General features: G+C 73.6%; 20 protein-coding genes. 3 read left to right on the plus strand and 17 right to left on the minus strand.

Going from position 1 to position 20,648, the window contains the following annotated elements; translation table 11 throughout:
• Positions 1–1,407 precede the first annotated feature (1,407 nt).
• From ABT015_RS26680 to ABT015_RS26710, 7 genes are all read right to left on the minus strand, one after another.
• Entirely contained in the window at positions 1,408–2,055 is a 648-nt protein-coding gene (locus tag ABT015_RS26680) for a hypothetical protein (protein ID WP_350883313.1), read from the minus strand.
• A 487-nt stretch (positions 2,056–2,542) separates the two neighbouring features.
• The gene (locus ABT015_RS26685; RefSeq protein WP_350883315.1) at positions 2,543–2,947 is read right to left on the minus strand and encodes a hypothetical protein; all 405 of its coding nucleotides are present in this window, start codon (positions 2,945–2,947) and stop codon (positions 2,543–2,545) included.
• Between the two features lie 127 nt (positions 2,948–3,074).
• On the minus strand, positions 3,075–4,058 hold the full coding sequence (locus ABT015_RS26690; RefSeq protein WP_350883317.1) for a hypothetical protein: 984 nt from the start codon (positions 4,056–4,058) through the stop codon (positions 3,075–3,077).
• 87 nt (positions 4,059–4,145) lie between these two features.
• Entirely contained in the window at positions 4,146–6,509 is a 2,364-nt protein-coding gene (locus ABT015_RS26695) for a DEAD/DEAH box helicase (RefSeq protein WP_350883319.1), read from the minus strand.
• Positions 6,510–6,629: 120 nt separating this feature from the next.
• On the minus strand, positions 6,630–7,337 hold the full coding sequence (locus ABT015_RS26700) for a helix-turn-helix domain containing protein (protein ID WP_350883321.1): 708 nt from the start codon (positions 7,335–7,337) through the stop codon (positions 6,630–6,632).
• A complete protein-coding gene (locus ABT015_RS26705) occupies positions 7,334–9,565 on the minus strand; it encodes a hypothetical protein (protein ID WP_350883323.1) in 2,232 nt (743 codons plus the stop codon). The genes ABT015_RS26700 and ABT015_RS26705 overlap by 4 nt, the downstream gene beginning before the upstream one ends.
• Positions 9,566–9,572: 7 nt before the next feature.
• Entirely contained in the window at positions 9,573–9,902 is a 330-nt protein-coding gene (locus tag ABT015_RS26710) for a helix-turn-helix domain-containing protein (RefSeq protein ID WP_350883325.1), read from the minus strand.
• A gap of 329 nt (positions 9,903–10,231) precedes the next feature.
• On the opposite strand from ABT015_RS26710, the gene ABT015_RS26715 reads away from it, so the two are divergent.
• The gene (locus ABT015_RS26715) at positions 10,232–11,455 is read left to right on the plus strand and encodes a hypothetical protein (protein ID WP_350883327.1); all 1,224 of its coding nucleotides are present in this window, start codon (positions 10,232–10,234) and stop codon (positions 11,453–11,455) included.
• Between the two features lie 150 nt (positions 11,456–11,605).
• On the opposite strand, the gene ABT015_RS26720 is transcribed toward ABT015_RS26715, so the two are convergent.
• Positions 11,606–12,160, minus strand: a complete 555-nt coding sequence (locus ABT015_RS26720) for an ATP-binding protein (protein WP_350883329.1) — start codon at positions 12,158–12,160, stop codon at positions 11,606–11,608.
• 252 nt (positions 12,161–12,412) lie between these two features.
• Between ABT015_RS26720 and ABT015_RS26725 the strand changes: the two genes are divergently transcribed.
• Both ABT015_RS26725 and ABT015_RS26730 read left to right on the plus strand, forming a co-directional pair.
• The gene (locus ABT015_RS26725; protein WP_350883331.1) at positions 12,413–13,705 is read left to right on the plus strand and encodes an NsdA family TPR-like regulatory protein; all 1,293 of its coding nucleotides are present in this window, start codon (positions 12,413–12,415) and stop codon (positions 13,703–13,705) included.
• Entirely contained in the window at positions 13,702–14,271 is a 570-nt protein-coding gene (locus ABT015_RS26730) for a GNAT family N-acetyltransferase (RefSeq protein WP_350883333.1), read from the plus strand. The genes ABT015_RS26725 and ABT015_RS26730 overlap by 4 nt, the downstream gene beginning before the upstream one ends.
• A gap of 113 nt (positions 14,272–14,384) precedes the next feature.
• Here the strand turns inward: ABT015_RS26730 and ABT015_RS26735 are convergent, their stop codons facing one another.
• From ABT015_RS26735 to ABT015_RS26775, 9 genes are all read right to left on the minus strand, one after another.
• Positions 14,385–15,296, minus strand: a complete 912-nt coding sequence (locus ABT015_RS26735; protein WP_350883335.1) for a hypothetical protein — start codon at positions 15,294–15,296, stop codon at positions 14,385–14,387.
• Positions 15,293–16,141: a ParA family protein gene (locus ABT015_RS26740; protein ID WP_350883337.1), complete on the minus strand. Its 849-nt coding sequence runs from the start codon at positions 16,139–16,141 to the stop codon at positions 15,293–15,295. Before ABT015_RS26740 ends, ABT015_RS26735 begins: the two co-directional genes overlap by 4 nt.
• 219 nt (positions 16,142–16,360) lie before the next feature.
• Entirely contained in the window at positions 16,361–16,804 is a 444-nt protein-coding gene (locus tag ABT015_RS26745; RefSeq protein ID WP_350883339.1) for a hypothetical protein, read from the minus strand.
• Positions 16,805–16,829: 25 nt separating this feature from the next.
• A complete protein-coding gene (locus ABT015_RS26750) occupies positions 16,830–17,375 on the minus strand; it encodes a hypothetical protein (protein ID WP_350883341.1) in 546 nt (181 codons plus the stop codon).
• A gap of 161 nt (positions 17,376–17,536) precedes the next feature.
• On the minus strand, positions 17,537–18,271 hold the full coding sequence (locus ABT015_RS26755; protein WP_350883343.1) for a hypothetical protein: 735 nt from the start codon (positions 18,269–18,271) through the stop codon (positions 17,537–17,539).
• Positions 18,272–18,397: 126 nt separating this feature from the next.
• Positions 18,398–18,865 carry a transcriptional regulator gene (locus ABT015_RS26760; protein ID WP_350883345.1) on the minus strand — a complete coding sequence of 156 codons (468 nt, stop codon included), beginning with the start codon at positions 18,863–18,865 and terminating at the stop codon, positions 18,398–18,400.
• A 97-nt stretch (positions 18,866–18,962) separates the two neighbouring features.
• A complete protein-coding gene (locus ABT015_RS26765; RefSeq protein WP_350883347.1) occupies positions 18,963–19,454 on the minus strand; it encodes a hypothetical protein in 492 nt (163 codons plus the stop codon).
• Positions 19,455–19,577: 123 nt separating this feature from the next.
• On the minus strand, positions 19,578–19,991 hold the full coding sequence (locus ABT015_RS26770) for an HIT family protein (protein WP_350883349.1): 414 nt from the start codon (positions 19,989–19,991) through the stop codon (positions 19,578–19,580).
• Positions 19,988–20,422, minus strand: a complete 435-nt coding sequence (locus tag ABT015_RS26775) for a RapZ C-terminal domain-containing protein (RefSeq protein ID WP_350883350.1) — start codon at positions 20,420–20,422, stop codon at positions 19,988–19,990. The genes ABT015_RS26770 and ABT015_RS26775 overlap by 4 nt, the downstream gene beginning before the upstream one ends.
• Between the last annotated feature and the right edge of the window lie 226 nt (positions 20,423–20,648).

Consider the following 20,648-nt stretch of genomic DNA (forward strand, 5'->3'; position numbering starts at 1 on the left):
AAGGCCCTAGAGGGCCTTACCCCCGGCCTGGCGGCCGGGGCGCCGCTGACGCGGCGTCAGCCGGGGGGTGCCGCCTACGGCGTCACCGTGCGTGGTGTGGCCTCGGCTGCGCCTCGGCGGGCGGCGGGTGGCTGGGGGAATTCGCCGGTGGCCGAATTCGTGGGCGCGGCACGCGCCGTTGGGGTGGGCGTCGGGCGTCGCTGCGCTCCGCCATTCCCGGGGCATTGTCCCGGGCCTACGGCCCGTCAACCGGTCGGCTTTCCGGCTTTCCCGGGCTGGCCTTTCAGCGGCCCTACGGGCCGATTGGCTGACAGGGTTTCCCGGGCTGCGCCCGGGGTGAGCGTTGACGATGTGACGCGAAATTCGGGTAGCACCCCCTTCCCCCGATCGGAAGGGGGTGCCGGCCCGGGCCTGCGGCACCGGGCGTTGACGATGTGTCGCAAACTTCCTGTACTAGTCACAACCCCACCCCCGGCCCGCTCCCCCGGCCGATGACCGGTTCCGCCTTGCGGTTGCTGGGCTGTCGGCCCATCCGCCGCCCTCGGGGCGTGGCCTGCGGCCCTCGGGTGCCACCTCCGGGCCCGCCCGTCCGGCTCGGTCCTCCCCGGCCCCGTGGCGGGCCCTCACGGGCGCCCCGCACGACGGCCCCTGACGGGCCCTCAACCGCAGATACCGAACCGACGGACGAAGCGTATCCGGCGGCGTTTTCCGGAACGCCGAACGGCTCTATCCTACCGGTTTTCGATCGGGCCCGAGACGTGAACAGCCAGCCACCCGGACACCGTCCATCACGGGCCTATCCGGTCGTCCTCCCGGCGAGGATACGAATTCCCTTCCCGCTCCCTTCCGTGACGCAACCCGAAAGCCCCGAGCGGCGCAGCGAGCCGAAATCCAATTCAGGCATACAGGAAAGGGGCCTACGGCCCTCGCCGCCGACACCACGACCGCCAAGTCTGACCGCCCGGAAAATCCCGCGCGGCGTCAACGGAGCAATCCCCGGAGCAGCACCACCAAACCGAACACCGGACAAGACGGCCTAGCAGGGCGCAGCGGCGCGACAGCCAGGACGGCGGCCAGGACGGGCCCGGAGACGGCCGGGCGACCCCAGGGGCCAGGACGGCCAGGACGGCAGCCTGGACCGACCGCCAGGGCGCCTCCAAGGGGGCACCGGCCTGGACAGCGGCCAGGACGGCGGCCAGGAGGGCGGGCAGGGCGCAGCAGCGGGCAGGCGTCGAGGCCGACGGACCGGCGCAGCTGGTGCAACACGGCACCGCAACACGCCCACCCCGCACCCTCCCAGCCACATAACACCTGGTCAGACCCGCAACACAGCCCCGCGTTGCACCCGAGCGCAACACCGCGTTGCACCCCGCGTTGCACCCCACCACCAGACCACCGAGCACCAGGTCAGGCCGATGCCGGGTTCGGCAGGCCGGCGAGCGCCGCGGCCTGGTCGCCAGTCAGCTCGCCCTCCTCATCAAGTGCCTCAGCCACAGCGAGCACTGCCACCCAATGCTGCTCGAGAACCTCCTCGACCTGGTCGCCGAAGTAGACGTACGCCCAGAGCAGGGTCGCCGGGTCATCGCTACCAGTGCGCATCCGAAGCCTGGGGATCGCCGCATCGCGGTCGTGCAGAGCTCCCATCTCGGCCGCCCACGCCCGGTCCTGGGTCCAGAGGCCGTGGTCCCGGAGCCAGCGCTGCTCAGCCCGCTCCCCAGCCGCCAGTTGCTTGACCACCGCCGAGTGCGCGAGTTCGTAGGCACCTGGACTCATGGTGCCCTCCAGCTCCAGCCGCGGCCCGCAACCCAGGTCCTGGGTGCGCCCGGCGATCTCGACTCCCTTGACGTGCATCCCCACATGGAGGGCGACGACCGTGTGGCCGGCCTCGTGCACGGACACGGCCCGCCGGTAAGTGGCGGGGCCGAGCCCCGGCACGTGGCCGTGGCAGCACCAACTCACCGGCTCGGGATACCGCGAGTAGGTCTCACGGCCCCACTTGAGCGTGGTCGGGTGGAAGACCATCCCGTTCTGGCCGTCAGCAGGGGGCATGCTCACCGCGCGTGGCTCCTCTCCGCCGCCCGGAGACCGGGCCGTCGTGCAGGGTACGTGCGCATCAGCGTCCAAGCTGCCCCGCGGGTTCCCACTCCGGACAGCAGCAAGTGACAGACCGGCGCACACCCGGGAGCCCGACCGCCGAGACCCGGCCCGGACCACCCCGGCCAGGAACCGAACACCGACTCCCACCAACACCCCTCACCCACTTATTCCAGCCAGAATCCAGAAAACTGAAACGACCAATTCAACAAAACAATCTGAACGGATTCCGGCCCACACATACGCCAGAAACCGGCCCCACCCGGCCGAGCGGGCCGACCCCGCCCCCGGACCCCACCCGATCACCACACACAGTCACCAAACCCCGCCCGACACCACCCGCCGAAGAACCCTCGACAGACCCAACCAAAGGTCCAGACAACTTGGCCTACAGGGCCATTTGACGCCCACACCCACCAACAGGTCACACCAGACGGTGGAGGATGAGCTACTTCTCTCCGTGGCTCGCACGGGCGGCTCGGCGCCGGGCATCCGCCGCTTCCGCGCAGGCCTGCTTGGCTGCTCGCTCGGCCAGGCGTACGGGGCAGAACTCCTCCTGCGTCTGGTGGCTCACCGCCTGGCGCAGCTTGCGGCCGGCCGGCCAGCGGGAGCCGCGGGCGTGGCGGCGTACGGCTCTGGGCGGCACGTTCAGGAGGGCTGCGAGCAGGCGGATCGCCCGCTGGGTGGTCTCGTTCGGGCTGAACCGGTAGTCCATGCTCAGCGGGCCGTCTGCGTAGCGGTCCAGCAGCGCCAGGAGTCGTGTCTGGACGGTGCGCAGCTCCGTCACCGGGCAGGTGTCCCAGCTGTCTGCGGCGTGGGCCTGGCAGGGCGCTGTGGTCTTCTTCGTCGTCATGGCGCCACCTTGGCCGGGGTCGGCTGTGGACAACCGGGCGCGCTGTCGACAGAGCAGTGCGGCCCAGCCGGTGACTTCCGGCTGGGCCGCGCTCGGCGGTGGCAGGGCCTGGGGCCCCGAGGGGCCGTCAGAACTGGCTGCGGCGCGCCCTGGGACGGACGGGCGGGGCCTGCTCGGTGCCGCGCAGCGCGAAGGCTGCGGCACGGGTGCGCTCCAGCCAGCTCGTGACCTGGCGCAGCGTGGCGGGGTCGAGGGTGCGGGTGAGTTCGCGGACGGCCTGGTGGTCGTCGTCGCTCAGGTTGTAGAGGCCGGCCCGGTCCAGGGCGGTGTAGAGGGGCTGGGCGGCGGTGCCGGCGAGGCGGCGGTGGGCCAGGTCGGTGGTCTGTCGGGCCTGGTGGGCGGCCTCACGGGCGCAGGCGGCGACGTCGTGGCGGTGGCGCTCGCGGCGCAGCGCGTGCTGGAGGGCGGTGTCGTGGTCGGGGTTGTAGCGCTCGGCCCGGGTCTCGGCGGTGTGGTCGCGCACGCGCTGCCACTCGGCCAAGGCGGTGGTCGCGGTGTCGTGGGCGGTCTCGTCTCCGGCGTCGGCGTACCGGTCAGCGGCGCGCTCGTCGTCCTGGGCCCGGTGCAGGGCCTGCTGGAGGGTTTCCGGGGTCATCCCGGCTGCCCGGCGGCGGACCCGGCTGCGGACGCCGCCGAGCAGCCCGTGCTCCTGGTCGTCGTCCTCGTCCCGGGCGTGGTCGGCCTCGACGGGGTGCTGGGTGAGGGCGGTGTGCAGCGTCGCGCCGGCCTCCCATGCCTCGGCGTGGACGACGGGCTCCGGCAGGCCGCCGTCCGGGCGGGTGCCGAGGACGACCCGGCCGTCCACCAGGGCCACCCAGCCGTCCAGGCCGTCGACGTCCTTCTCGGTCCAGCCGCGGGCCGGGTCGGCGCCCTGGTGGAGGGTGCGGATGCCGTCGTGGCCGGACCAGCGCAGCCACACCGAGCCGCGCACGAGCGGGGAGTCGAGGATCGGGCGGCCCAGGTCCCGGTCGGCGGGCGCGGGCCGGCTGCTGGGCAGGGCCAGCTCCAGCCGGGGCGGGGTGGCCGGGTTGGGGCGGGTGGTGTCGGTCATCGCGCGGTGCCTCCGGGGGTCGGGGACGGGTACGGGCGGCCGTCCCGGCCTGCGGTGGGCCGGGACGGCGGGGTCTTGCGGGGTGGGTCAGCCGGTGACGGTCTCGGCGTGCCGGGTGAGCGCGTCCAGGAGCGCGGCCTGGTGGTCGGTCAGCTTCCCTTCGGTGCGGGCCTTGTCCTGCTTGCGGAGCCAGGTGCCGGGGCGGAACGCGGGGTCGGCTTCGCCGCCGGTGCGGTTGGCGGGGCCGTCGAGGGTTCCGCCGGCGGCGAGGTAGGCGAGCAGGCGGCGGTACGACCTGTTCCAGTCCGGCTCCAGGCGCCACAGCTCGTCCAGCGCGTCCAGCTTCGCGACCTGGTCGGTGGTGAGGTTGTCGGCCTTGCGCTGGCGGCGCATCCAGGCGCCCACGGCGTAGTCGTCGAGCTTCGCGGTGGCGGGGATGGCGAGGTGGCCGTGCTGGTGGTGGAACGCCTTCGCGTAGGCGTAGCCGCGCTCCCAGGCGTTGGCGTTCTTCGACCAGATCATGCCGAGCGTGTCCAGCTCGGACACCCGGGCCGCATCGAGCAGGCCCTGGCCGTAGAGGTGGCGCTGGCGGGTGAGCCAGGAGATCAGCTCGGCGTGCTTGGTCTTGTCGGTGGGGTCGAGGTGGCCGTGCTGGAGGTGGAACACGGCGGCGACCGCGTGCATGCGCTGCCACTCGACCGCGCGCGGGTTGAAGGCCCGCAGCTTGACGGTCTGGAGGATCTTCGCCGCGTGCTGCTTCGCGTTGATCTTGAGCCAGTCGATCGGCGATTCGACCGGGGCCGGCTTCTGCTCGCCCTCGCCCTCGCCCTCCCCGTCCTCGTCCCCGGTGGCCCGGCTCTCGGCCGCCTTGGTGACGGTGGTGTGCGCGGTGCCCTGGGAGCGGGAGGCGCGGAGCTCGGTGATCCGGCCGACCACCCGGGCGTCGTGGGCGGCCAGGGCGCGCAGGACCCGCCAGATGGTGCGGAAGGAGGAGGCCTCGATCTCGGCGTCGGCCTCGGCCTTCACGGCCTCGCCGGCGTCGTGGACCTCGGCCGGGTGCGCGGTGGCGGTGTCGTCGCCGACCTCCGGGGTCGGCAGGTAGACCGGGATGATGACCCAGGACACCTTGCCCTGCCGGTAGGACTGGCGCAGCGCCCGCCCGACCGCCTGGACGATGTCGATGACGCTCGACTTCGGATCCGCGAAGCACACAGCATCCACAGCCCGGACGTCGATGCCTTCCGACAGGAGCCGAGCGTTACAGAGGATGCCGCACTCCTCGCCGTCCTCGCCGGTATGGGCCTTGAAGTCGGCGAACGCGGCCCGGCGGTCCTTGAGCCGGTCGGTGCCGGCCACCGCCTTCGCCCAGATCCGCTCCGGACGCTCCGCGTCCTCCAGCAGCTCGGAGGCGTCCAGCAGGGTGCTCGCGAACTCCCGCGCCGCCGACACCCGGGAGTGGAACGTGATGACCCGTCGCAGGCCGAGGTCGGCGACCGCGCGCAGCACCGCGATCTGCAGGGCCAGGCGCAGCAGTTCCTCGTTGCTGCGCTGGGAGCGCAGGTCGGCGACGGCGGGCAGGTTCAGCAGCTCGCGCAGGTCCTCGTCAGTGACGACGGGGACCAGGACGCGGTAGTCGGCGAGGTAGCCGTGCTCGATGCCCTGGCCGAGGGTCCAGGTGAACACGGTCTTGCCGTAGATCTCCTCCGAGTCCATGGAGCAGAGGGCGGGCAGCTCCTGGCCGTCGGCGAGGTCGGCCAGGCCGTCCTTCGCCCGCCGGTCGTCCGCGATCCGCGGGGTGGCGGTGAAGTACAGCCGACGCTTCGCCGGGACCTTGGCGTCGTCGTGGACGACCGCCCACGCCTTCCCTTCGGCACCGGCGGTGCGGTGGGCCTCGTCGATGATCACCAGGTCCCACTGGGCCAGGCCCCAGCCCTGGTGGGCCTCGACGATGCGCTCCAGCGAGGCGTAGGTGGCGTACACGGTGACCGGCTGGTCGTCGGGGGCGCCGTTGACGAGGTCGGTGATCCGGGCGGCCTGTGTGGTCACCTGGGCGTGGATGCGGCCGCCGGCCTCCGCGCTCTCCAGCGCCTCCTCCCGCGAGCACGCCGCAACCGCCAGGCCCCGGCGCCCGCCCAGCAGCGACCACGACTCGGCGGTCTGCTCCAGCAGCTCGATCGTCGGCACCAAAACCAGCGTCCGGCCGCGAGCGGCCAGGCGGCGGGCGCAGTTGGCGGCGATCAGCGTCTTGCCGGAGCCGGTGGCCAGGACCAGCGTCGCCCGCCCGCCGGTCTTCACCTCCCGCACGGCGGCCGCGACCGCGTCCTTCTGGAACCAGTGCAGCGTCACGGGCACCATCGTGCCCAGCGGCTGGGCGGGCACGGGCAGTTCCGGCTGCGGGCGCAGCCCGGCCGGGACGTCCTGCTCGGCGGTGGTGGTGGTCGTGGTCTCCACGGCTGCGGTACTCCTTCGGATGGTGAGACGGCGGGGCCGGTGCGGGCAGTGGTGTGGGAGGGTCGGCACGGGCGGCCTCTCCCCGGGGCCAGGTCATGGTTGGGGAGAGGCCGGCCGGGCCTACTGCTGGTCCTCGGGGATCCAGCCGCGGACCTCGAGGTAGGCGATGTCGGCGTCCTCGACGGCGCGGCCGGTCTCCACCATCCAGGCCCGCATGGCCTCGGTAACGTCGCCGTGGTGGTCGGCGACCCGCTGGGACCACTCGGCGGCGTCGAAGCCGCCGGTGCTGGCGGAGCCGTAGGTGCGCTCCTCGGTGCCGTCGGCGCGGGGGATGAACCCGCGGCGCAGTCCCTGGGAGTCCTGCTCCGACCCCGCCGAGTGGACGTACTGGTTGGCCTTCATCCGGACGGTGAACGCGAGGCGGCCGCCGGCCTGGCCGGTCTCGTGCACGACCGGAGCGAGGTGGGAGGCGCCGGACTTGATGGCCTGCTTCCCGGCGCGGCCGGCCATCGAGCCGCCCGCCTCGCCGACGACGTCCTTGCCGCGTACCCGGGCCTTCTGCCCGGTCTTGGTGCGGCGGCGGGTGGTGTTCGCCTCCGCGATCCCGGACAGCGCCTCCTCGTCCCGCTCGCCGCCGCGCACCGCGCGCACGACCTGGCGCAGCGCGCCGACGAACGCCTTGCCCTTGCCCTTGGTGAAGAACTGGGACACCAGGCTCGCGTCGCGGCCGAGCATCTTGGCGACCTGGCGCTTGGTGTAGCCCTGGTCGATCAGCTCCTGGGTGAGCCTGGCGGCTTCGTTCGGGTTGTTCGGGTCGGCCGGGCTCACTGGTCAGCTCCCTTCTCGGCGAGTTCGGCGCGGCCCAGGCCGCGCAGCTTGAGGTACTGCTCCTGACTGGTCGGGTGCTCGACGGGGCCGGTCAGGTGGCCCTTGAGGAGGTAGTCGCCCGGCTCGCCCCGGTAGGGCCAGGGCTGGCGCTCCGTCAGCGCGATGCCGTCGGTGCCGAAGTACACGACCGTGCCCGGCTTGGCGTGGAGAGCACCGGCGTAGCCGACGACCTCCTTGCCGTCGCGGTACTTCATGTCCAGCAGCGCCGCCCGCGCCCCCGACCACACGTACGCCGCCCACTCGGGATGCGCGTACGGGTCACGGGAGAAGCCGGCCTGCCGCTGCCACGTGACGACGTCGCCCGCCTGGCCGAGGATCTCCACCCCGGCCGGGAGCGCCTCGCCGACCGGGGTGGTGCCGGAGACCAGGCGCGGGCGCTGCGCGAACCCTCCCAGGCCGAACAGCAGCACCGAGCGGACCGCACGGGAGGCGAGGTAGGCCGCCTGCCGCTGCCGCTCGTCGCCGTGGATGCGGGAGAGGTTGGTCAGGTCCGCCCACGCCGACTTCAACCGCTTGCCCCACTCGTCCAGCGGCTTGCCGTCCTCGAACAGCAGGCCGCCCAGGATCTCGACCTTCCACGGGGCGAGGTGGTTCGACAGGGCGAGGTAGACCTCCGCGCCGCCCGCCCAGGTGGTGAAGGTGGTGCCCGGCTCCGAGGGGTAGATCCAGGCGCGGTCACCGGTGACCGGGGCCGGGAGCAGGCCGACGTGGTTCCAGTCGGCCGGGACGGTCACGCGCACGTTCCAGTGCGAGCAGGACATCAGCGCCTTGACCTGCTCCTGCCCGGTCATCGCGGCGAACGCGGCCGCGGTGATCCGGCGCGGGGTGCCCACCGGCGACTTCCACAGGTGCTTGGCGTAGGCGAAGGTGCGGTCGTACTCCACCAGGGCGGGCAGCTGCTCCGGGACGCGGGGCGGCAGGATCAGCTCGGTCCGGCCCTGCCCGCCGGTCGCGTGCAGCAGGCCGCGCAGTTCCTCGGACAGCACCGGGTAGCCCCCGGCCCACTTGCCCGTGGTCGGGATGGTGCGCGACCACAGGTCACGCCCGGTCTGCGACGGCGAACCCATGAGGACCGCGTCGTCCCAGTGCCGACGCAGCGCCTGCCACAGCAGGGTGAACGCCTGACGGCAGGTGACCACGTCGGCGCCATCCGGGTCGAACCACTCCCCCATCGAGCGGATCTCCGTGCTGGCGCCGTCCGGCGCAGCCGCGGGGGCGTAGCGGCCAACCGGCTGACGCTGGTGGACGAAGTGCCCGGCGAGCTTGTCCCGGCCGGAGCCGACAGCGGTGGTCCACCGCTCGCTGGGGGTGTTCAGCCAGGCCGCCACGGCGTCCTTGAGGGTGCTGTAGCGCTCGGCGCCGTCGTGCCAGGGGGCGCCGGCGGTGATGTAGATGCGCTCGGTACCGGGCGCGGTCGCCAGGACGGCGTCCAGGATCTCCCCGGGGGTGCGGGCGCCGAGGTCGAGGCGCACCACGCGGTCGCGCACCGCCAGGTCGCCGGTCGCGGCGTCCAGGAACACCGTGCTGCGGGCCTGCTGCGTGAAGTTCGGGCGCTTGGAGACCAGGCCCGTGGTCGCGGCCTCGAACCGCGCGCCCGCCGGGCCCTCGGGGAGGGTGGGCAGCTCACGCGGACCGGCGGCAACGGCCGGCCGATCCACCGCAGCGACCGGAGCGACCGAAGCCGCCGGGACAACCGGCGCAGCAACGGCGGGCACGGCCGGGGCGGGCTGCTCGACGACGGCCTGGTCCTCGACCTCGATCGGCGCCTCGGTCTCCGGGGCGGCCGGGGCCGGCTGCTCGACGACGGCGGCGGGGCGGGTCAGCACCGGGGCAACCGCGACGGCGGGCTCGGCGACCAGCTCGGCCTTCGACGCCTCGACGGGCGCCGCGGCCTGGTCGTCGGCCTTGGCGGCACGGACGGCGGCCGGGGTCGGGTCCAGCAGCGGGGCGATCCGCACCACGTCGCCGACCGACAGGCCCGAGGCCTTCGCGATGGCCGGCGCCTGGGCGCCCTCGTACCCCGCGAGCTCGGTGATCCGGCGGGCACGCTGCAAGTTGAGCTTGTCGAGCGCGGCCTGCGCGGCCGCGACCGTCTTCTCGGCCTTGCCGATCTCCTCGCGCAGCGGGCGCAGCTCGGCGACCTTCGCGGTGTACGTCTTGCGGTCCATCAGGGTGTCACGTCCCTTCCGTGGCGTCGGTGCTGGTGTCGAGGGGGCGGGCCTGGCGGGCGAGGGTGAGCCAGCCGTCGGGGCCCTGGGTGCCGTGGATGTCGGCCAGGCCCGCGAGCAGGAAGGCGTAGGCGCCGCGCTTGGGGGCCCGCGGCTGGGCGGTGCCGTTCTCCCACTTGGCGAACGTCTCCCGCCGGGTCTTCAAGGCCTCGGCCACCTCGATCTGGGTCAGGCCGGCGGCCTTGCGCAGTCGCTCCCGCTCGGCCGGTTCCGGCAGGTCACCGCCGTCCCGGGCCTTGGCCAGCAGCGCGTCCACCGCCGCGAAAATCTCAGACATCACATACCTCCTATCCAGAAAGGTAGCACAGAACATCGCAAGGTGCGCAACATTTTTCGCCGCACATACGCCTCACTGTGACCGCATGTTCGACGGGTGGCCCCACAGCCAGGCCTGCGCGGCAAGGTCCGGCCAGGGCCAGGAAACCGGTACGAAACGGGCCACCCGGCGGCGTAGTCTGGTCGCCACCTCGGCGGCGGAGTCGATCACCGCCGAGGTGGTCGTCCTGTCGAAGCGCGCCCAACGCCGAAGGGCCCCGGCCGCTTTCGGGGTCGACCGTTCCGCGTCCCGCTCTTCTCCGCTCTCCTGACCCAGCGAGTGAGGCACCGTTGTCCAGCGAGCTCGTCCGCGTCACCCCGCCCAACCAGCCGCCCAGCGCCCTGCCGAGCGAGCTCACCACCGAGCAGACCGCGCTGCTGCTGGAGATCGCCACGCCCTACACGCAGACCGGCGCCTGGCCGATCTGGGACTACGTGGTCAAGCGGATGGACCAGCGCGGGATCGACGCCCGCGCCGTCATCGCCTCCCTGCCCCGCGTCGGAAGCACCGGGACGCTCGGCCCCTCCTACGGCTTCACCACCGGGCACGACTGGCGCATGCTCGGCGACGACGAACCGGTCCGGCTCACGGTCGCGGCCGCCCTGGTGCTCGGCGAGCTGCGCCCCCTCCTCGCGGACCCGTTCTTGCGGGTGCTGCACCACATGATCGCCCTGCAACGCGCCGCGGTGCCGTCGCCGACCGCGGTCACGCAGACCTGGCTGAACTCGCCGGAACTGGCCGAGGCCATCCCCGGTCTCAAGGCCGAGTTCATCGCCGCGCTCCCGCAGATCCTCGACGGTGAGCCCAGCACCTGGCGGGGCAGCGGGCGGGGCCCGAACCTGCCTGACGACCCGGCGTGGGCCAAGGAGATCAAGCGGGAGATCCAGGAGTACGCGGAGGCGACCGATCTGGAGGCCTACGTCGCCACCGTCTCCCGGATCGTCACCGACCAGGCCTGGGAGCAGAACTACCACCACTTCCGCGCCGAGCAGGGCGTGCCGCTGCCCCGCGAGTACGCCACGGCGCCCTGGCTCGGCCAGGCCGGGGAGGAACCGGCCGAACCTCCCGTCGCGCCGGAGCCGTCCGGGGCGGTCTACGTCAAGGAGGCGCTGATCGACGAGCTGGCCGAGCTCGACGGCGCCGGCCGCTTCTTCACCGACAAGCTGGTCCAGCAGTGCAAGGAGCTGAACTTCAACTACCGGCACGAGCAGCCGTTGTCCTGCCACGCGCTGCTGCGCGCCATCATCGACCACGTCCCGCCGGCCTTCGGCGTGAAGGGGTTCGCCCAGGTCGCCAGCAGCGTCGCGGGGTGGGGCCGGACCGACAAGGACTACCTCAAGAAGCTTGAGGACTTCCGCACCCAGGGCGACGACGTGCTGCACCGGCAGATCGGCCCGCAGCGCAGCCGCATCGACATGCACGACGTCCCCGCCCCGGCGGCCCTGAACGCCCTGCTCGAAGGCCTCCTCAAGCACCTGCGGCAGGCCCGGGACGCGGCGGCGGCCGGGAAGTAGCGCGCCGATCCGCGTGGCCGGGCGGCCGGGCTGTGTACGGGCCCGGCCGCCCGAGGGCTTCACCGTGCGGCGCCCGGCCCGTGGGGGTGTTCGTGCCGGGCGGTGTGGAGCAGGCGCAGCCGCACGCCCTGGTGAAGGCGCTCGGCGGGTTCAACGAGCGCGGCGGGCCCCGGGCACGATCGGGATCCGTCGGGGAGCGGTGCCCATGGACGCGGCCCGCATGTAGTCGCTGCGGGCGGTGGCCTGGCGGGCCTGGGCCGCGATGGCAGGCGGGTCCAGCGGGACCGGCAGGGCGAGCTCGGCCCAGACAACCTTGCCGGTGCCCGACGGGTCGCTCCCCCACCGTTCGGCCAGGGCCTCGACCATCAACAGGCCACGGCCGGTGACGGCCTGGTCGTCGCCGAGGCCGGCCACGATCCGGGGCAGGGCGGCGCCCTGGTCCTCGACCTCGAACCGCACCACGGCGCCGGCCGCGTCCAGGCGCAGCAGCGCGGTCAGTCGGGCCGGGCCCGCGTGGCGGGCGGCGTTGGCGAGCAGTTCGGAGGCGACGGCGACCAGGTCGTCCAGCACGGTGCCGGCCAGGCCCCAGCCGGTGGCGACGGAGCGGACCACCCTGCGGGCGGGGCCGACGCCGGCCACCCGCTCGTGTGGGTCGGGATCGGTCGCGGCGAGGGTCAGGCGGTACAGCGGCCCGTGCTGCGGCATCGGGGCTCCCGGGGGTGGTGACGGCAGTTCGGGCGGGTGGGCCGCCGCCGGTTCGGGGGTGACCGGCGGCGGCCGGTGGCCCGGGGAGCGGGACCGCCCCAGCGGCTCCGCTCCCCGGACGCAGTTCCAGTTCACCGCCCGCGGCCGTGCCTGTGGGGCCACTCGACCGGACGTTTCACCGGCCATTTCGGCCCGGCGGCCCACCCGGTGGTGCCAGGGTGTGATGACTCGTCAGATCGAGGGGAGCGGACAGTGGGCGTCAGCACGCTGGCCGGGTTGCGCAAGGCGGCCGGCTACACCCAGGAGACCTTCGTCGTCGCGTTCACGGCGCTGGCCGCGCAGCTCGGCGTCCAGGCGGCGGTGAGCGTGCGTCAGCTGCGCCGCTGGGAGGCGCCCGACCCGCCACTGCCGCACCCGGGCCAGCAGGAGGTGCTGGAAGCGCTGCTCGGGGTGCCGCTGGAGGAGCTCGGCTTCGCGGTGCCCGCCGAGCGGCGCAGCACGCACCGGCTGAGCGGGCACCATGGTGGGGTGGAGCGCCGCAGGTTCGTGGTGGACGTCGGCGCCGTGCTCGGCGCGGCGGCGCTGCCCGCTGCCCGGCCGGGCCGGCGGGTCGGGGCGGCGGACGTGGTGCTGCTGCGCGCCGAGGTGTCCGGGCTGTACGCCATCGACCACACCGCCGGCGGGCGGGCCGCGCGCACCGCCGCCCGCCGGGTCCTCGGCGAACTCGAGCGGGCGCTGACCGGCGGCAGCTACCTGGAGCGAGTCGGCCGGGACCTGCACGCCCTGGTCGGCGTGGTGAACTCCCACCTGGGCTGGATGGAGTTCGACGCCGGGCGCCCCGGCCGGGCCCGCACCGCGTGCTCGGAGGCGCTGGCCACCGCCCGCCTGGTCGGCGACCCGCTGCTGGAGATCCGCGCACTCGACAGCCTCTCCCTGCTCGCAGTCGAGCAGAAGCGCCCGTGGGAGGCGGTCGCCGCAGCCAGCGCGGCCGGCGCCCTCGCCCAGGCCCGCGGCGGCCCGAAGGTGAAGTCGGTGGTCGCGCTGCGCCAGGCACGCGCGCTGTCCGCCTCCGGCGACCACCAGGCCGCCCGCCGCGCCCTGTCCCAGTCCCTCACCTGGCACGAGCGCTCCGACACGGACACCGACGCGCCGCCCTGGACCGCGTTCGCCGGGCAGCGCGAGGTCGACTACGCCACCGCCGCCTGGCACACCGACACCGGCCGCCCCCAGCACGCGATCCCGTTCCTGCGCTCCGCCCTCGACCAGCTCGGCGACGGCTACACCCGCAACCGGGCCCTCTACCGGGCCCGCCTCGCCGAGGTGCTGCTCGCCGCCGGCCAGACCGAGGAAGCGATGACCGAGGCTGTCGCCGCCGCCACCGCCGCGCGCACCATGACCTCCGCCCGCTGCACCACCCGGCTGCGCACCGTCGCCACCGACGCCGCCCAGCTCGACGCCCGAGCCGCGCGCGAGGGCGTCGAGCAGCTGCACGCCCTCGGCATCACCACCACCAGGACGACGACCAGGAGCAGGAGGAGCCGGTGACCGAGCAGGCCGGGAAGAGCGACGTGCGGACCGAGGTGCTGGACGGCACAACGACCGCCCAGCTGGAGGACGGGCTGCGCGAGGTCTTCGCGCAGGCCTTCGCCGAGCCGCCCTACGGCGAGGGCAGCCCGGCCGACGTCGACCGGGCCTTCCGCCGCTTCCGCTCCCAGACCCGCAAGGCCGGCTTCCTCGCCGCCGTCGCCTTCGACTTGGACGACCGGGTCGTGGGGATGGCGTACGGCTACCCGCTCGCCGCGACCACCAGGTGGTGGGACACCCTCACCACCGCCGTCCCCGAAGACCTGCGCCGCGAGACCGGCACGCGCACCTTCGGGCTGTTCGAGCTGGCGGTCCGCCCCGCCTGGCGCCGCCGCCACGTCGCCACCCGCCTGCACACCGCCCTCGCCGACGCAGTCACCAACGAGCGCGTGATGCTCAACTCCCGCCCGGAGGCCACCGCCGCGCAGGCCGCCTACCGCGCCTGGGGCTACCGCTACGCCGGCACCGCGATCCCGTGGGATGGAGCGGCGCCCCACCACGTCCTGGTCCTCGACCTCCCGGCCTGACCCCGACCGCTCGCCCCGGCGCGGCTGTCGGAAGGCTCGGGTAGGGTGCCGCTCGTACGCAAGAGGGCGCCCGGCCACCACATTTGGCCGGGCGCCCTTTCTTGCTGCGTACGTCAGCTGGCCTTCTTCATCCGCTCGAAGACCGCGTCGAACACCCTGTTGTCACTCTCGTCCGCGAACGCCGCGAGCAGGTGCCCGAGGACCTCCTGACGGTCGATGCGCCCGCGGTCGAGCCGGTCGGCGAGAGCTACGGCGCGGCGGTCGACGTCGCGCTTGAGCTCGGTCGACAGGGCTGCGGACGGCTTCGGCTCCGCCGGTTCGGCCGCCTCGATCGCGTCGTGCAGCACGTGGGCGATGACCTGCGGGTCGTCGTCGTCGCTGAGGGCCAGGTCGCCTGGCAGCAGGCGTACGGTCTCGCGGATCCGCTCGGCGGTCACCTTGTCGGCGCCGACCGCTTCGACCACCAGCTGGTAGACGCCCAGCGCAGCCTTGAGACCGTGCCGGTTCTTGAGCGGGACCAGCTCGCGGACCTGGCCCTCGGGGGCCGTGTAGCCGCTGGCGTTGAGGACCTCCCCGAGCTCCCAGCCGGCGCGCAGCTTGCTGCACCGCGACTGCTTGATGCCGTGCTCGACGCCCGCCCACTCCTCGATCGTGGTGTAGCAGCGGGTCGGCTCCAGCTTGTGGGGGAGACGGCGGAAGAGCCGGCCGACCGCGATGGTGTCCAGCGACTTGCCCGCCACCCAGTAGGCGGTGGACAGCAGCTCGACGCCCTCGACGCAGGCCGCCAGGCGTTCCTCTTCCTCCGGGGTCAGGTCGCCGTCGCCGGAGGGCTCGACCGGGTCGGGGATCTTGTCGAGGCCGGGACGGGCGGCTTCGACCGCCTTCTTGATGCGCTCGGCCATGTCCTGGTCGGCTGCGGACCGGCGTTCCTCAGTGGCACGCTTGGAGGTGTTGACCAGCGTCTTGACTGCGGCCTCGGTGGCGTCTTCGTCGTCCCAGCCGTCGATCTCGTACTCGCCGCTCATGCCGCCTTCACCAGCCCGGCGTTGAGGGCGATCTCGCGGAAGAAGCCGGCGGTGTCGGTCTTGGGCCGGTGCTGCACAACCGGCAGACCGACGGCGCGGGACTCCTTGAGGTCGGTCGACCGGATGGGCACCTCGCCGATGCAGCGGATGCGCGGGTGGTTCTGGAGCTGCCGGTAGATCTTCGAGTCGATGTCGCCCATCGGCTTGACGATGCGTCCGATGACCAGGCCGAGGATCGTGAGGTCGTTGTCGGGGCGCTCGGCCCGGCGCATCACGGCGATGTGCTGCGCCGTCTGCATCTTGACGGCCTTCATCGCCCATTCGTCGACGTCCACCAGGATGATCGCCGCGTTCGCGGCAGCGGTCTGCGCATCGGTGTCGGTGTCCAGCGCCGGCCGCAGGTCGAGGAGGATGACGTCGTACAGGTGGAGGACGTGGGAGAGCAGCCTGCGGTAGAGGCCGATGCCGGCGCCGGACTCGCGCATCCGGGACGGCAGGAAGCACATGTCCATGCTGGCGGGCAGGATGTGGATGTTCGGGACCTTGGTCTCGGCAATGAGGGGCCGCGGGTCGCCCATCTCCAGCAGCACGGTGGCCTGGGTCGGGCCGCGGTCCTCGTCGAGCAGCGGCACCTTGCACGCCATGGTGGCGTTGCCCTGCGGGTCGCAGTCGACCACGAGAACGCGCTTGCCGTGCTCGGCGAGGGCACCGGCGAGGTTGATGGTGGTGGTCGTCTTGCCGACGCCGCCCTTCTGGTTGCACAGGGCGACGATGTACGCCTCGCCGGGGCGCGGCGCGGGCAGGGCCGGGGCGCCGAGGAAGGTCGCCGTTGTCGTTTCGGTCATGCAGGGACGATAACGACTGGAGCGGCCAGCACGTGGCGGCACGTCCGGCTCCACCCCTCACGAGGGACAGCTCATCGCCGACGCCTTCCACCCGACCAAGATCGTTTTTGTACAATTGGGCAAGAATGATCTTGGTCGGGGTCTCCCTGAAACGCAAAAGGGCCCGCCTCCTCCCGGCGTCGAAGCCGAGGGGAAGCGGGCCCTTCACTGTGCTGGGGATCAGGCCGGGACGAGAACGCCCGCGCGGTCGAGGCCGATCGCGCGGCTGACGATGGCGAGGGTGTCGGTCCAGTCGCCGGCGTGGTGGACGGCGCGGTCGTCCACGTACGCGGCGGCACCGAGCTTGGTGCTGGTGACCAGGATGGGACCGCCGACGATCGTCCAGTACGCCCGGTCCGGCGACGGGTCGACAAACGCCGCGATGCCGGAGTACCAGGTGATCCAGTCGGCGACCTCGGGCAGCCAGCGCCTCGGCCTGGCGGTGTAGATGAACACCGCGCGGTGGCGCGCGAGGAGGCGCAGCGCGTCCATGGCGCCGGGTTGGGGCAGGCCGATGCGGCCTCCCTGCCATCCGTGGTCCTGGGCGAGGGTGCCGTCGAGGTCCAGGCCGACGGCTTGGCTGGCGGGGCTGTCGGGGGTGGGTGCGATGACGGGTCGGTGCATGTGGTCCTCCGTCAGGTCAGCGGGGCTACAGAAAGGTGAGCTGGTTCGTGTCCGGCTCGGCGCTGTCGTCCTGGGGGAGCGCCTGGGCGCGGGCCTCGTTGTGGGCGTCGTCGGCGCTGTCGCAGACCAGGCGCCCATCGGGGAGCTCGTGCCACTCGCGGCCGACGGCGTCGCTGGCGGCGTCCTCGGGGCTGACGTGGTGGGGGATGTACTCGTCCTCGACCAGTTCGCCGCAGATGCCGCACTTGGCGGTCCAGCAGAGCGACGGGACGGCGATGCCGGCGCCCGAGCGGGCTGCGCCTTCGCGGCGCCAGGCGTAGCCGTGGTGGAGGACCAGGGCGTGGCTGGCGGGCTGGAGCGGGGAGCCGTCGTCCAGGTCGGCGGCCGCGGCGTTGTGTTCGGCGGCGGCCATCAGGGCGGTGGCGAGGTCGGGCATCGGCAGGAGGCTGTCGGGGCCGGTGAGCCAGAGCTCCCAGGGCCGGTCCGGGGTGCCGGGGCGCAGCCGGTTGGCGGGGTCTGCGGTGAAGAGGCCGCGGCGGCCGGCGGGGGCCGGGGTGGAGGTGGTGGTCATCTCGGGTTCTCCTTCGACGGGTCGGCCCGGCCTGCTGGGGTGCGGGCCGGGCCGGTGGGCGGCGGGCTGGTGGAGGAGCGATTGGAGGGCGGAGGTGAGGTTGGGGTGCTCGGCCGGTGGCGGGATTCATGACAGAGGCGGCCGGCCGCCCCGGGTCCGGGTTAGAAGGGCGGCTCCTGCGAGTAGCCGCCCACGAAGAGGGCCTCGGGGTCCTCGTCGTCCAGGTCGCGGTGGTCGTCCGGCTCGCCGCCGTCGTACTCGTCGTCGCGGTAGTGCTCGTCCTCGTCGTCGTCGGTCTCCGGGGCGAGGGTGCCGGCATCTGCAAGGCGGCCGAGAAGGGCGACGAGTTCGGCGACGGTGTGCACCTCGATGGCGCGTTCGCCGTCGGTGACGAGGTAGTAGGTGCGGGCTCCGATGCCGTATCGGTCGCTGGGAGCGGGGACGCACAGCAGGTGGGTGTCGGGGGTCAGCTCGCAGGTGGCGCTGCCGTCGGCCTGGCCGATCCAGTGGGTGGCCTGGGTGAGACTGCCGGAGCCGCGGTCGAGGGTGTGGGCGCTGGTGGCGGCGCGGTGCGCGGCGTCGAGGGCGGCCTCCGCCGTGAGCTGCTCCAGCGAGGGTGTCGTCGCCGGGGAGGTGGGGGCTGCGGCGGTGCAGCCGTAGCCGGGCAGGCCAAGGCGGCGGCGCAGTGGGGTGCGGAGGTGGAGGGTGGCCTGGTCGGTGAGGCAGGCGGCGAGGGCGGCGGCGGCCACGGCGAGGGTGAGGCGGGTCTCGGCCGGTCGGCCGGTGAGGGCCCGGTAGGTGGTGAGACCGGTGGCGGCCGCGGCGGTGACGGTGGCGATGTTGTCGGCGGCGTCGAGGGCGGCGCGCAGCGTGTGGGTGCGGGTGGTGTCGGTCATCGGGGTGTGCTCCTTCGGTCGTGGCGGGGTCCGGCCGGGCGGCCGCGCCGCGCACCGCTGCGCACCGCCGCCTGGGCCTGGTTGGCCGGGGCGGCGGGCGCGGTGGTGGGCAGCGTCAGTGCCCGGTCAGACGGCCGCGATGATGAGGGCCGCGACGAAGAGCCACAGGACATGGAAGCTCTGGTCCAACGCGTAACTGCCTCGGCCCAGGTGCCGGCCGGTGATGCCGTCCTCGGCGGTGGAGGTGTCGACGACGTCCGCGCCCAGGCCGTAGAACTCGCTCTTCCCCGTCACCTTGGCCAGCCAGGCCAAGGTGGTCCGCCTGTCGGCCCACCAGTGGGTTCCGGCGTCGACGGCCAGGCCGAGCGTCAGGCCCGCCGCGGTGAGGTGGAGGTCAAGGACCAGGGCGGCCGGGAGCAGCAGCAGGGCTTTGGTCAGAGTGAGGGTGCTGACGTGCTTGGTGCAGGCCCAGCGGCCGGCCCGGCCGGGCATTCCCTTGCGGGCCGACTGGCACGAGCTCTGGACCCAGTGGTCTCCGACCTGGTGGCCGGCGTAGAGGGCGATGAAGACGACTGCGAACGTGGCGGCGAGCACGGGCTCCCTTTCTTCGTGGGCAGGCAGGCGGCGTCCCGCCGCCGGGCCCGGGACGGCTCGGCGGCGGGACGCGAGAAGGCTGGTCGGGCTGCGGTGGTCAGGCGGCCGGGCCGCGTACCGGGCAGGGGGAGTACGCCTGCGGCTTGCGAGACCAGCGGACGTAGTCGACGGAGCTGGAGGCGTAGCTGGTGTTCATGAGGCTTCCGGAGTTGTCGACGGCGTCGCGCAGGCGGTCCAGGCGCTCCCAGGCCAGGCGCAGCTCGGTGATCAGCCAGGCCCGGTCGTCGTCGGCGAGCTCCGGAGCGGTGGCGATGGCGTCGAGGTGATCGGTGTCCTGGATGCTCGCCACGAGGTAGTCGTCGACGCGCTGCGCCTCCTCGGCGGTGAACAGGTCGCCGATCCGCCGGGCCTCGTCGGCGTACGGGTCGTCCTTGTAGGTGGCGAAGCTGCGCTCGGAGAGCGCGAGGCGGGTCAGGTCCCAGTCGGTGGCGTCGCCCAGGATGCTGTCCCGGCGGAAGGTCCTCCCGGGCTGGTTGAACGGCTCGTAGGCGGCGGCGTTCCGGGCGGGTGTGGCGGTGTCGGCGGTCATGAAGTCCTCCGGCGTCTGGTGTCGGCCGGGCGGCCGCGCCGCGCACCGCTGCGCCCGCCGTCCGGGCCTGGCTGGCCGGGGCGGCGGGCGCAGCGGTGGGCAGCGTCAGTGCCCGGACGTGGGTCAGGTCCACGCGCCGGTGGGGTCGTCGCTGACGGTCTGCGCCTCGGCGGCGGAGCTGCTGTTCCAGGGCAGGAGGAGGCCGTCGTAGGCCCGGCGGGGGACCAGGTGGATGTGCAGGTGCGGGACCGTCTGCGTCGCTTCGGTGCCGATGCTGGTGATGAGGTTCGCCGGGCCGGCGCCCTGGGCGAGCTCGGCGGCGCGGCGCATCGTCACGGCGGTGACGGCCGGGTCGAAGGCGGCGTCGGGGACGTGGCGGGTCGGCAGGACGAGCAGGTGCCCGGAGGTGACCGGGTTCAGCGGGACGATGGCGAGCGCATCGGGCCAGCGGGCCACGATCTCGGCGGGGGCGAGGCCTGCGGCGATCGCGCAGAACACGCACCCGCCGCCGGCCTTCCGCGCGGTGGGCGCGGTCACCGGCTCGTCTCGGCGACCGGGAGGTGGACGTGGCGGTGTGTCACGGTCACGGCGGCGCCGAGCGCCTGGAGGCGCCGGCCGACCTCCCGGCCCACGGAGACGCTGCGGTGCCTTCCACCGCGGCAATAGACGTGGATGCGGACCGTCTCGCCGGGCAGCGCGGCGTGCTGGGCCAGGGCCCGGCGCACCGTGCGGTCGGCGATGTCGCGGGCGCCGGGGGTGGCCAGGACGTAGTCGAGGACGTGTTGGTCGAGGCCGGTGGACTGGATCATCTGCTCGCGGACCGCGGGGTCCTCCGGCGGGTTGCGCAGGGCCGTGGTCAGGTCGACGGTGATCGCGTCGCCGAGCGGCGGGTCCTGGTGGAGGGTGCCGAAGGTGGTGATCTCGAAGGTGGTGGTGGTGAGCTGGTCCGCCGTGGGGATCGTGCTCAACGTGTTCTCCGATCTGGTGGTCGGGTCCGGCCGGGCGGCCGCGCCGCGCACCACCGCGCCCGCCGTCCCGGCCTGGGTGGCGGGGGCGGCGGGCGCGGTGGTGGGCAGCGTCAGTGCCCGGGGGTGGGTCAGCTGTGCTGGAGCTCGACGGCGTCCCGGTCGGCGTCCGGCAGTGTGTGGGTGGCGGCGGTGGCGACCCGGAGCCGGAGTTCCTCGGCGGCCCGGA

The sequence above is a fragment of the Kitasatospora sp. NPDC094016 genome, assembly GCF_040304045.1.
Classification (GTDB): Bacteria; Actinomycetota; Actinomycetes; order Streptomycetales; family Streptomycetaceae; genus Kitasatospora.

Coding starts and splice junctions, on each gene's coding strand:
- ABT015_RS26685 (WP_350883315.1), bottom strand. CDS start 2,947: ATGACGACGAAGAAGACCACAGCGCCCTGCCAGGCCCACGCCGCAGAC.
- ABT015_RS26690 (WP_350883317.1), bottom strand. CDS start 4,058: ATGACCGACACCACCCGCCCCAACCCGGCCACCCCGCCCCGGCTGGAG.
- ABT015_RS26705 (WP_350883323.1), bottom strand. CDS start 9,565: ATGGACCGCAAGACGTACACCGCGAAGGTCGCCGAGCTGCGCCCGCTG.
- ABT015_RS26710 (WP_350883325.1), bottom strand. CDS start 9,902: ATGTCTGAGATTTTCGCGGCGGTGGACGCGCTGCTGGCCAAGGCCCGG.
- ABT015_RS26720 (WP_350883329.1), bottom strand. CDS start 12,160: ATGCCGCAGCACGGGCCGCTGTACCGCCTGACCCTCGCCGCGACCGAT.
- ABT015_RS26735 (WP_350883335.1), bottom strand. CDS start 15,296: ATGAGCGGCGAGTACGAGATCGACGGCTGGGACGACGAAGACGCCACC.
- ABT015_RS26740 (WP_350883337.1), bottom strand. CDS start 16,141: ATGACCGAAACGACAACGGCGACCTTCCTCGGCGCCCCGGCCCTGCCC.
- ABT015_RS26745 (WP_350883339.1), bottom strand. CDS start 16,804: ATGCACCGACCCGTCATCGCACCCACCCCCGACAGCCCCGCCAGCCAA.
- ABT015_RS26750 (WP_350883341.1), bottom strand. CDS start 17,375: ATGACCACCACCTCCACCCCGGCCCCCGCCGGCCGCCGCGGCCTCTTC.
- ABT015_RS26755 (WP_350883343.1), bottom strand. CDS start 18,271: ATGACCGACACCACCCGCACCCACACGCTGCGCGCCGCCCTCGACGCC.
- ABT015_RS26765 (WP_350883347.1), bottom strand. CDS start 19,454: ATGACCGCCGACACCGCCACACCCGCCCGGAACGCCGCCGCCTACGAG.